Source organism: Tenacibaculum sp. XPcli2-G, from assembly GCF_024124505.1.
GTDB classification, from domain to species: domain Bacteria; phylum Bacteroidota; class Bacteroidia; order Flavobacteriales; family Flavobacteriaceae; genus Polaribacter; species Polaribacter mesophilus.
The window spans coordinates 74,393-87,792 of record NZ_JAMXSH010000001.1 but is presented as its reverse complement, the minus strand read 5'-3'; the positions used below and the strand labels follow the sequence as shown (position 1 = coordinate 87,792).

Below are 13,400 nucleotides of genomic sequence, written 5' to 3'. Positions count from 1 at the left end.
ACATCATGAGTAAAATCATATCTAACATATTACAACGAAGTGGAACAGGTCAAGAGCTACGATACATTGAAGCATTGAATCCTGAAAATTTCGAACTTCACGATTTTACTATAGAAGATTGGATATTGTTTGCCTATAATTTTGCCAAAAAGCTAAATTATTTTCCTACAGAAAATCACGAAGTAGCTTCAGGAGATTGGCAACATTTTTTCAAAAAACTAACCACATCAACTATCCCTTTTAGAGGAACAAGAGAGTACAATAAATTAAAAGAGAATATTCAGACAACTCTTGAGAGGTATACCCAAGAAGGAAAATTAAGTCCGCATTTAACTTTATTCGTATGTTTTTTAAAGTTATTAGAACATTCAAAAGAACGATTTAACAATTTAACCAAACGTCACTTAGATTTTTATTACAAAGAAATACTTCAAGTTCAAAAAAGAGAACCAATTCCAGATCAAGCACATGTAATTTTTGAACTAGCTAAAAAAATAACGGATGAACGAATAGAAGAAGGCACTTTATTGGATGCGAAAAAAGACAGTCTTGGGAATCCGTTAGTATACGAAACAGAAGAAGAGTTAATTGTTAATAAAGCATCAGTAGGAGTTATAAAAACAATTTATAACAACAACACAGCAGAATTAAAAAAGATAAAAGTAAGTGAGGTAGCAAATACGAAAGATGGGATTGAAGAGGAATTACCAGAAGACGAACCATATTGGTACCCTTTTGGGTATCCAGCAAGTGAAAAGAATGCTACTGAGTTGCCAGATGCTGAACTTGGGTTTTCTATTGCTTCACCAATGTTGTGGTTACAAGAAGGAGATAGAACAGTAACGGTTACTATTAAGTTTAAAAACAATTTTGAAGAATCATCTTTTGAGGTAAGTGAATTAATCCCAACCATTCAGCTTTTTGGAAGTGGAAATGAAAAATGGATAACACCAACATTAATCGCAATTAACCATGTGAACGAAGGTAATTTGGAAATTACCAATGAAGTAAGTTTTACATTTACATTAGGACTTGATTCAGAAGCGTTGGTAGCATATAATGAAGAGTTTTTACTTGAAAAATACGATACATCATATCCATTAGTTCGTTTTGTTTTTGATGTTTCTAACACGAAAGGATATGATTTTTATAGGTTGTTGGCAGGTAATATACTTGAAAAAGTAACTATAAAAACAGATGTTAAAGGAGTAAAATCAGCAATTGTTGAAAATGATAATGGAGTGGTAAGAACTAAAAAACCATTTCACCCTTTTACTACACGCCCTATTGAAGGATCTAATTTTAGTGTAAGTTATAAAGAAGCCTTCTCAAAAAAATGGAAAGATTTTAAAGTAAATCTACGTTGGAAAAATACTCCAGAAGATTTTAAAGAATGGTATCAAGCATATGTAACATCATCAAACTATTCATCAATCAATAAATATATTGATGTACTCAATAAAAATATAGATGAAAGAGCCTTATTGGTGAATAATGAAACGCATTTTAAAGTAGAAAAACGATTATTACACGTTGCGGGAGAAGCCAATGAAACTGTAGGAGAAATAAAAAATCTCTTTATAAAAGAGATAGATGAAGAAACTGATGAGGTAAGCTATACGGCAGAGTTTGAAGTAGAAAATAATGCAAATGCTTATGAAATAGGAAAAGCAGAAGCCTTACAACTTAGTTTAGAGCAATCCTTTTTACACGAATTATACTCTAAACTTTATGCATTAGCAGTAAGTGCAAATGATAAAGATATTATTTTTCCTAATGAACCTTACACTCCTTTGGTTGAATCAATTTCTGTAAATTATTCAGCAGAAGAAACGATGCTTCTGGAAAAAATGGATTTAGAAGGAAATCGTATTCAACTGTTTCATGAACATCCTTTTGGGCAACATGAAGAAAATTACGCAGAAAAAAAGTATTTACAAGAAGAAAAAGGAATTGTAGATCTTTTTGATAAAGATGTTATTCAAACCACACTAGTGCCAAAATACTGTGTAGGAGGTCACTTATTTTTAGGAATAGAAAATGTAGAGCCTCAGCAAAATCTTTCACTGTTAATCCAAGTATTAGTAGGAAGTGAAAACCCACTAGTAGAAAGTTTTGGAGAAAACGAAAAGATAAATTGGTCGATATTATGTAATAATAAATGGAAAACGTTAGAGAATAATATCATTTCTAATAATACAGACAACTTCTTAAAATCAGGAATTGTTACGTTTTCAATACCTAAAGAAGCTACTTCAAATAATACATTATTACCATCAGGCTATACTTGGATTAGAGCCCAGATGAATAAGTCATATGATGCAGTATGTAAAGCAATTGGAATTCACGCTCAAGCAGTATTGGCTACCTTCAAAAATAATGATAATGAGGTAAGCCATTTAAAAAACGGGTTGCCTTGTGAGACCATCAAAAAAATGGTGACACGCATTCCGCAAATAAAATCAGTTTCACAGCCTTACAATGCATTTGGAGGAAGCACAGAAGAATCTGATGCTAATTTTTATAGAAGAATAAGCGAGCGTTTACGTCACAAAAACAGAGCTATAACTTTATGGGATTATGAACACTTAATTCTTCAGGAGTTCCCTGAAATTTATAAAGTGAAGTGTTTAAATCATACTTCAGAAACAAGTTTTACAGCAGCAGGGCATGTTACTTTAATTGTGGTGCCAGATACCGTAAATAAAAATGTATTTGATATGTATCAACCAAGAGTTAGCAAAGCTACTTTAAACAGTGTTATGAATTATATCAATTCATTAAACACCTTGCATGTAAATGCTGAAGTTATCAATCCTAATTATGAAGAAATAACGATTGGTTTAGAAGTTAGTTTTTATGAAGGATATGATGAAAACTATTACACCGAGCAGCTAAAAACTGACATCACGAAATTCCTATCACCTTGGGCGTTTGACGAAACCAAAGAAGTAACCTTCGGGATTATGCTGCACAAAAGCATATTGATTGATTACCTAGAAAAACTACCCTATGTAGATTATTTACAAAATGTAACAATGAATGGTGATGCCAAGGTGTACAAAATAGAACCAAGTAATCCAAAATCAATATTAGTATCTGCTAAAACACATAATGTAAGTACTGTATTAACTACCTGTAAAGGAACTAAAAAAATCATAGAACAAACATGTCAGCTATAAATGAACATATCAATATACCAAAGAATATATCTACCAAAGATGACTTAGATTTTTCTTTTTTAAGAAAAGAAGGAATCTCTTATTTGGAAAAATTAGGAGGTAAGTTATGGACTGACTTCAATTCACATGATCCAGGAGTTACTATTTTGGAAATGTTGTGTTATGCCATTACGGATTTAGGAATGCGTATTGATACACCATTGGAAAACTTATTAGCATCCAAAGATTCGAATTTATCGCTACAAGCACAATTTTACAAAGCTTCAGAAGTTTTCCCAACCAAACCAGTCAATGAATTAGACTATAGAAAATTGTTTATTGATTTAGAAGGAGTAAAAAATTGTTGGCTACGAATTTATGACAAACAAGTGTTTGTTGATTGCAAGAATAACAAATTAAGCTATAAAAAGTTTGAAGACATTCTACCAGAATTTCAAAAAGATTTTAAGCTAAAAGGATTGTATTCTCTATTAGTTGATTTAGAAGAAGGTTATACAAAAGAGCAGATTTTTCCGAATATCAAAACAGCTTATCATGAGAATAGAAATTTATGTGAAGATTTAATAGAAATAAAAGAAGTAGACACGCAACCGATTGCTATTTGTGCTAATGTTGATGTAATTCCTGAAGCAGATGAAGAGTGGGTATATGCTAATATTTTATTCCAAATAGAAAACTACCTATCTCCATCTTTAAAGTTCTATTCAATTCAGCAAATGCTAGATAAAGGGTATGCAACTGATGAGGTTTTTGATGGACCTATTTTAAAGAATGGATTTATAGATGTAAAAGAACTGAAAAAAGCAGAATTGAGAAAAGAAGTGCGTCTTTCAGATGTGATGAAAATTATCATGAACATTGAAGGGGTAAAATTAATTAAAGACATCTCTGTAGGTTTTTGTGATGAAAATATAGTCCAAGAAAACAAATGGGTAGTTTGTATTGACCCTGATAAAAAACCTGTGTTATGTGAAAAGAGTACGTTTAATTTTAGCAAAGGATTCCTTCCTCTCAACTTAAACTATGATAGAGTAGATGAGTATTTAAAACAATTAAAAGAAGATGAAATAGAATCGCAACAAATAGCAGATGAAGACAAGGTTTTATCGTTGCCAAAAGGAAGTTCAATAGGAGCTAACGAGTACACTACTATTCAAAATGATTTCCCGGATACTTATGGAATTGGTCAAGAAGGATTAGCCGTACACGTTACGAATGAAAGGAAAGCAAAAGCAAAACAATTAAAAGCCTATCTAACATTTTTCGATCAAATCTTAGCAACCTATTTCAAACACTTATCAGAAGTAAAAACATTATTGTCTATTAGCGGACAAGAAACGCGAACATTTTTTACACAAGCGATAAAAGACATTAAAGATTTTGATGAGCTTATAAGTGAATATCCACAATCAAATGATGATGAATTAACAAAGCTTTTATTCAATCAGTTTGATAATAATGTGGAACGCAGAAATTCTATTTTAGATCATTTGTTAGCGCGTTTTGCAGAACGATTTGGAGAATACACATTTATTATGAAAGCGTTGTATGGAACAGCAACTGATGAAATTGTACTATTAAACAAAGAAGCCTTTTTAAAAGATTATAAAGTGATTAGTAGTGAAAAAGGGCTTGCTTTTAACTATTACAAACAAAACCAAGATAAATTATGGTATACAAATAACGTATCTGGATTTCAAAAACGAATAGCACGTTTAATGGGGATTTCCAATGAGAAAAGAAGATATTTAACGGAAACCAGTGTAGATATTTATGAAGTATCAGAGGGTAGTAACACATATAGATGGAGATTAAAAGATACTAATGGAAACATATTACTATCAGCAACTGAAAACTATGCTAAAAAAGTTTTAGCTATTGAAGAATTATACTTTGCAGTATTACAAATTGTGCAAACCAAGGAAAAAGATATAAAGGAAGCTTTTGAAGAAGGTATTACAAATAATATACAAATAGGTTTTATAAGAATTCATGAATCTACACCATCAAAACCTTCTATTCCAGTAAAGTATTCTTTTGATGTTATCAATCCAGAAAAGCCAAAGAGTAGTTCTGATTACATCATTGCAAAGCAATACAAATACTATACTAACATCAATGATTTAAAAGAAGCATTGTTAGAGATAATTTCTTTTCTAAAAAAAGATTTCACAGAAGAAGGAATGTTTTTAGTAGAGCATATGCTATTGCGCCCAGATGTTACAGAGTCTTATGTTGAAATATACGAAGAAATAGAAGGAAGTAATACCTATCGATGGAAATTACGAGATAATGATGGAAACATCTTGTTATCAGCCCAAGAAAACTATGCAAGTGAAAAAATTGCAGTAGAAGGTTTCTATTTAATTACACAGCAAGTTTTACAAATAAAAGAAATTGATTTAGAGAGAGTATTTAAAAAAGATATTATAGATAAAAAGAGAGTTGGGCACATAAGGATCCATAATGCTACATTATCAAAACAACCAAATTCTGTAAAATATTGGTTTAATATAGTTAACCGTGAAAAGCATGAAGATAACAGTGAATCGAGTCTTGCAAAGTCAAGTGAATATGAAAATAGGAACGCATTAAAGAATGCTTTAAAGAAACTTCTCTGCCTACTAAAAAAAGATTTTTTAGAAAAAGGGATTTATAATGAAGAACAGATGATTTTACGACCAAAAAACACGAGTAACAAAATAGAAAACTTCCTACCTATTTGTGCAAAAGATTGTGAAGATTGTGGAACGATTGATCCTTATTCTTATAGAGTCAGTATTGTTTTACCAGGATATACATATCGTTTTTCAAACCCAGATTTTAGACGCTATATGGAAGATGTTATCAGGCAAGAACTTCCAGCACATGTACTACCAAGAATATGTTGGGTAGGAGAGAGAAAAGGAACTGTTGCAGATGAAGAAAACGATTTGTTACAGTTCGAAAACGCATACAAAACATACTTGTATACAAAAACAAACTTAGAACAAAAACAACCTGTAGAAAATAACGAGCTGTTAGATTTAATACAAGCTATACAGCAATTAAATACTATCTATCCATCAGGGAGATTAACCGATTGTAATGCAGAAGACGAAGCATTAGATGGAAGAATTATACTAAACCAATCTAGTATAGGAAACATACAATCAGAAAAAGAAAATAATAACGAAGAAAACTCATAAAAATAGTACGTGTTTATTTATTAACACAGCCAAAACATAATACGTATGGAAACGACTAACCTGAAACTAAGAGAAATTACAACTGAATATAGTAAGTTTAATGCTAATCAAGTGTTAACAGAAACACAACTCAATACATTTATCGACTATTTTGAAGATCAAAACCGTTTGTCGAGACTAGGCTTAAGTGGTGTTGGAATAGCCTGTGGGTTTCAGGTAACTCCAAAATTTACTATAGATAAAACAGCGGTGTCGAGTATTGAAATCACTCAAGGAGTAGCAGTAACTACTGATGGAGATTTAATTCAGTTTTTTGATTTAATAAAAGAAAACATAAAATCAAAAAAGTTTTCATTCTACAAAAAATTTGAGGATACCGATGGCAAATACGAGCGTTTTAGAAATACTCAAAAAAAGCAATATAATTTATGGGAATTACATAGTGAAGAAAATGAGTCGCATACCCCTTTAATTGAGTTTCCAGAGATACAAAAAATGGCTGTTTTATTGTATCTCGAACAATATCCAAACGAAGATGTATTATGTAATAAACTAACATGTGATAATCAAGGTGTCGAGCAGATTAATAAGCTACGAGTATTACTTATAAGTATTGAAGACTTAGAAGCTATAGCATCAAAAGACACTATTTTTTTAAAACACAATTGGTATAAAATTAATGATGAGTTACCTGTTGTAAAAGCAAAAAGAGTGTTGTTAAATGAGAAAAACACCAAAACATTTTCAGAATTAAAAGCTCAGTTTGATAGTGTAATTAGAGACAAAAGTATAAGTGTAGATTTAATTGATGGTTTTGATACGATATTCTCAAAATTTCAAAAACCATCAATAACTACTAAAATAAAAGCATTATTTAATTATAGTCCGTTTGCTATTCCATTAGATTTTCAATACAGGTACGATGTTATCAAAGATTTGGTAGATACGTATAATGAAATTAAAGAACTTTTACTTCATATTAATGTAAACTGTTGTCCAAATATAGGAGCTTTTCCAAAGCATGTAATGTTAGGAAAGTTGGAAAAAGAAACAGCATATCCAGAATTACGTCACCGACTTTATAAATCAACTATTGTAGGTCATGAAAATGAAAACCTTCAAAAAATACAGTTGTTAATTAATAGAGCAATTGCTATTTCGAGTAATTATATAGGAAAAACAAAATCAGAAGATGTGGTAATAACCCCATCAAAAGCATATACTCCTTTAAGCGACAAAGCAATTCCTTTTTATTACGACGTTTCTTCACAGTTTTTAAAGAATTGGGATTTTAATAAAACAAAAAATTATAGAGACAACCAAAATTTAAGCTATCAAAAAGAGAATCTTAAAAAATCAGAAGCAATTCAAAACCCATTATCCTACAACATTGATAACAATGATTTTTATAGAATTGAAGGGCATCAAGGAAAAATGTATCGCGAAGCACTAGAGAAAATTTTGGACGATAAAAAAAAATACGGATTAAATTTTGATGTGAAAACACTTTCCATCAATACTACGAAACAAAACATCAACATTAATAATTATGAATGTGAGTTTGAAGATTTAAAAATGTTGTTAAACGCATGGAGAGCAGAACAAAATTGCATTTTATCAGAAGTAAGTAAAACATTTTCAGCGTTTAAATTAACCAATCCAAAGGTTAACATAGTAGTGGATAGTGTAGTTAATTATAAAGACAAAATAAGTGTTTTAGAAAAAGAACCTATAAAAGAAAAAACTCCATTAGTAAAAGAATACATCAGTAGAATGGATTTGCTTTCTAAAGAGGTAAGTACTAAGGAAGATTTTGCGTATAAGTATAATATTGGAACCAAAGAATATAATAAGTTTTTGGAGAAAGAAAATATTGTAAAAGAAAACTTGACGAAAGAGGAAGACTCAATAGGCTATTTAATAGATCGTGTAATAGGTAAAAATAAAGAAGGATCCGCAAGTGATATTATTGTTGAATTGAATAAAGAAACCGAGGCGATAAAAGAAAAAGAAGTTTGGAAAGAAGAACCAACACTTAGTGATTTTATATTAACAGACCTTACAGAAACCTTAGTTCATACGTATATTTTAGACACAAAAATACCATTAAATATAAGAGATATAGATAGTCTTGTGCTAACAAGTTATAAACTGACAATAGCAGAGCTTTGTAAGAAAGTAAAAAACCTACAAGCAAAGTACAACAGTACCTCATTGGAAGTTTCAACCAAACAAATTTTAGGTTTATTAATTAACCAATTATCTATTGTTTGTTGTTCAGGAAAAAAGTTAGAAACACTATTTTTAGAAATAGAAAAAAGAAAGAAAAAGATTCTAGAAAGAATACAACTTTCAGAATTTGTAAAACAACATCCAGGTCTTGAACATAAAGCAGGAGTTATTCCAGGAGGAACTTTTGTAATGGTATACGTTACCGAAAATGCAGTAGATAAAAACACGTTTGATGATGTAGTGCTAAACATCGTATTTAAAAATCAACCAGTAACTTCAGATAAAGAATCAGACATTACAAATAAGTTTATAAACTCGAAAGATTTAGCTTTCAGTAAAGATGAGATTAGTTATAAAAATGGAGGAATAATAAAGCTATGGGATAAAAGTTCAACTATAGAGTTTTCATTTGTAGATGCGAATTATTTCAAAACAGCACATGCAAGATATATTAGTAACAATATAGTGCTTGTAGGTGAAACATTAGCAGAAACAGTTAGTAATTTTTCAGCTTTTTTAAATGGGATTTGGATTCAAACAGGAATGTCTAAAACTCTAAAAGCTGAAGAAACAGTTATAAACGAAGATGGTTCTGTAGGAATTCGTATTACTATTAAAGACCATTTAGTACCTAAAAACAAATACTTTTTACAGTTATATAATCCTGTTGTTTTAGAAACCAACAAGCGATTGTATTTCGACGAAAACGAAGTAATTCGTGAAAACGAAACGTTAAAAAACACGGTTGTAGCAGACTTTTCGCTACCATATATGTGTTGCTCGGATTGTGCTCCAGTGAATTTCATAATTCCTAAAGAACCACCATTTTTAAGCTTGCCAGTAAGTACTATTTGTTTGAAAAAAGATATAGAAATTGACTCTTTACTATTTACTGTAAGACCATTAGATGGAGAAGTAAAAGCAAATGTGCCTGAAGGTGTGGAGTCAGGAGTTTATTTAGATGAAGAAGATAAAAGATGGAAAATTGATGTAACTAAAATAGATAAAAGTTTATTAGGTAAACCAATTAAATTTATGGTTAATGATGAGCCTACAGATTGTGAACTTATTGTATATCCAGCGTTAGAGTTATTAGTTGAAGTAGAACAACCTATTGAATATAATGAGAATAAATCGAAAGCAAGAGTAACCTACGTGTTACATTGGAAAGACACTGATTTTGTAAATGCTAATTTCTTTAATAACGTCAAGTACTCTTGGGACTTTATGGGAGATGGTACCAGAGTGGAACGTACACCTATAAATAATAAAGTTTTTTATAATTATGAATTACCAATTGATGATATAAACAATGAGATACAACCAGGATTGAAAATTTCATTAGGACCATGTTCGAAAGAAATACCTGTAAATCCAATAAAATTTGATACACTAACACCATCTGAATTAGCTATTCAACCATTATATTGTATCGATTTTACTAAAGAAAAAACAGCAAGAATTCCATTTACGAATGTTAATGGAACAATAACCATTGCAGATGGAGCCATAAATGGAGTAACGATTGAAAACAATGAACTAGTTGTTGATGTAGCAGTTTTTGAAAATTATGGTCAAATAATTGAGTTTTTAGAAGATGGGCAAACAACCAATGCAAGAATCACGATTCATGAAGTTAAGCAAATAAGTATTTCAGAACGAAGTGAATCGAGATTTATATGGAAAGATGGACAATTATTTTATGAAGCAGCTTTCGAAGCTATCCTTCCAGAAGGAGTAAAACCAGAAGGGTTAAAATTCAATTGGAGTGTAAATGGTATTGAGTCGGGAGCTGAACTTTTTAATCCTAAATTATTAGTTAAAGAAGGAATAGAAAATACATATACAGTAACACTTACAATTACTGATGGTAATGGCTGTTTCTCAACTGCAAAGTTTACAAAGACTATTGCATTTCCAGAGTTTACAATAAACATACCAACCACTTTTTGTTTAAGTGATAAAGAGCCTTATCCTGTTGAAGTAAGACCAAAAATTGAAGGAGTACAACTTACAGGTGGAAATGTAAAGTTTAATGAAGAAATAAAATCATGGGAGTTTGTACCAGCTAATTCTGGACTAACTAATTCAGGAACTGTAAGTATTGGTATTGTAGGAACATTTGTAACACAAACAATTAACCTTACAGCAACACCACAAGCAAGTTTTACACATAGTTTTGATTCAAAAACTAGAATAGTATCATTAACAAATACTTCAGAAAAGGGAGACGAGTATGTTTGGGTAATTAATGGAGTTGAAAGAGAACCTCAAATAAAAAGAACAACAATAACAGAAGACCTGAGCAATTTTGATGGAGATTCAGTAAAAGTCTCTTTAACGGTAGTAAGTAAGTGCGGAGAGCATACAACAACAGAAGTTATAGAAATAGAAAAAATACAAGATAAAACCTGTGAGGAAATAACAAAAGGAGCAATTGACAATTACTATAAATCGAATAAATTTAGTATGAATGATGGAATTGTTGGAAGTAAGGTTAACATGACTGTAGTAGTTCCTACAAATGATATATATATAAAAATAATAGACGATAAAAGCAATTCTTATTTAACAGGAAAAAACAACAATCAATTAACTGAACTGTTTTTAGATTTATTAAATAATACGTGGATACTTTCTTTACAGAACGCTGATAATAGAGCGTTACTTGTAAAATATTATAAAGCACAGGCAAGATTATTCTTTAATATACTTCATTGTCAAAAGCAAACAGTTTTAGAGTCAGATGAAATCAAACAAGACCTTCAAGATTTGTTAATTGAAATTAACACAGGGTTTACGGAAGGACAAATAAAAAAAGAAGAAGCTTTATTAGAGTTTTTAAGAAAATGTTCAGTAGAAATTCAAGCCGAATACATATCTAAGTTTATAAAAGAAAACTTAATACAAACCGCATAATGACTGCCCTAGAACATACCATACAAAAAGCATTTGTTGAGGTAAATACGAAAAGTAAAAAAGTAGCAGAAGAGTGTAAAAATACTATCGAAAACTTTTTACAGAAAGAAGTATTTCCAGAAATAGAAAAATATTTTAACTCTCAAGAAATAGAGTATGAAGCAAACATTCAACAAATAGAAAATTTAAATATTGAGGTTAATATATCTAATAGCAATACATCTATAAACGATAGCAGCACAAAGAGAGAAATAAAAGAACAACTTATAACAAAGCTAAAAGCAATTTTTAAAGCACCAGAATTGCACAAAGTAACTATAAAAAAGGTTACTACAACAGAATCTAAATCAGATACTTTTTTTCACTTTTTGCAACACGGTACAACAGCTTGGTGGAATCAAAAAGAAGAGAAAAGTTTTACAAAAAAGATGTTGTTTGAAATAACAGAAAGTCAATTTTTTGAAGAGCGCTTTTTAAAATCATTAAGAGATCAAGTTCAACAGAATAGATTGATTCAACAGTTTAAGACTGAAGAATTACAAATATTATTCCTAGGAGTTTTCAGTAAACCAGAAGGATATGAGGCTTTCCTATCAACAATTAAAAAGTTTGATTTTAAGAATCATGAGATAAAAAACAGCGTATGGGAGTTTTTTATTAAAGCAACAATTAATAATGATTTTTCAAGAATAGTAGATGAAATTCTAGAAGAAATAATAATATTAAAAAGAACAACATTTCTAAAGGATTATACAGAAGAGTTAATGTTTTTTTTAGGAGAATTGATTTTGGAAAGCACAATATTTAAAAATCAAATTAATGTTAAAAAACTAAAAGAGCTTGGGATTAAAATTGATAAAAATAAACTTAAAAATGTTGATAAAAAACATCAAAAGCTAAAAGAAGGAAATATAGAAGTTTCTGAAGGGTTTGATAAAAATCATAAAAAAGATAAAGAAGTAAATACCATTCAATCAAATAAAATAGACTTTGAAGTTACCAACCATGGTCAAGATATAATTAAGGAAGAAAATCTAGAGAAGAATAAAATTGTAGATGAAAAATTAACATTTAAAAATAAAGAAATAAACAGTCTTAAATTACCTATTTCAGTTGAAGAAAAAGAGAATAAAAACAAAAAAGAAACCTTAAAGAAGCAAACATCATCAAAAGAGAAAAGTAAAGAAGTAAAAGAAGAATTAAGAATAAAAATGCAAGCGAAAAGTAAGAATCTTTATGAAAATAAAGAAGTAAACTTAAAAACGGAGAAAATTACTGAAGACCGAAAGAGAGCTGAATATAAAAGGAGACATCAAGAAGCGTTAAAAAACACTTTTTCAAGCAAAAAAGAAGTTATAAGCGAACCTACATCACATCTTATAAAAAATGCAGGACTAATCCTATTACATCCCTTTTTAAAACAGTTTTTTAAATCATGTGGTTTTCTAGACAATGAGAACAAAATTATCAAACCTAATGAAGCAGTTCACTTACTACATTATGTAGCAACTAAAAAAGAACAACAGTTTGAAAACAATTTAATTTTTGAAAAGTTTTTGTGCAACCTACCCATACAAAGTTCTATTGAAAGAAATATAGTATTGAGTGATGAACTTAAAGAAAAGTCAGAGGAATTGTTAAGAGCAGTACTTCAAAATTGGGCGGTTTTAAAAAACTCTTCAAACGATCTATTGCGTAATGAGTATTTACAAAGAGAAGGAAAACTAGATTTAACTAAAGACAACCCTAATCTAACAGTTGAAAGAAAAACACAAGATATTTTATTAGATACCAAATTACCATGGAATTTAAGCTTATGTAAACTTCCTTGGATGAAGGAATTAATCTTTACGAATTGGTAAAATATAACTAAAACTTT

4 protein-coding genes are annotated in these 13,400 nt (G+C 30.0%); all 4 read left to right on the top strand.

What is annotated here, in order from left to right; genetic code table 11:
* The first annotated feature begins 5 nt into the window (after positions 1-5).
* Genes NH341_RS00295 through NH341_RS00280 form a run of 4 tightly spaced genes read left to right on the top strand, consistent with a single transcriptional unit; the run spans position 6 to position 13,383 of the window.
* Positions 6-3,182: a baseplate J/gp47 family protein gene (locus NH341_RS00295; RefSeq protein ID WP_253055397.1), complete on the top strand. Its 3,177-nt coding sequence runs from the start codon at positions 6-8 to the stop codon at positions 3,180-3,182.
* On the top strand, positions 3,170-6,370 hold the full coding sequence (locus tag NH341_RS00290) for a hypothetical protein (RefSeq protein WP_253055396.1): 3,201 nt from the start codon (positions 3,170-3,172) through the stop codon (positions 6,368-6,370). Before NH341_RS00295 ends, NH341_RS00290 begins: the two co-directional genes overlap by 13 nt.
* A 45-nt stretch (positions 6,371-6,415) precedes the next feature.
* Positions 6,416-11,521, top strand: a complete 5,106-nt coding sequence (locus NH341_RS00285; RefSeq protein ID WP_253055395.1) for an Ig domain-containing protein — start codon at positions 6,416-6,418, stop codon at positions 11,519-11,521.
* Positions 11,521-13,383, top strand: coding sequence for a contractile injection system tape measure protein (locus NH341_RS00280; protein ID WP_253055394.1), 1,863 nt, complete (start codon positions 11,521-11,523; stop codon positions 13,381-13,383). Before NH341_RS00285 ends, NH341_RS00280 begins: the two co-directional genes overlap by 1 nt.
* The last annotated feature ends 17 nt before the right edge of the window (positions 13,384-13,400 follow it).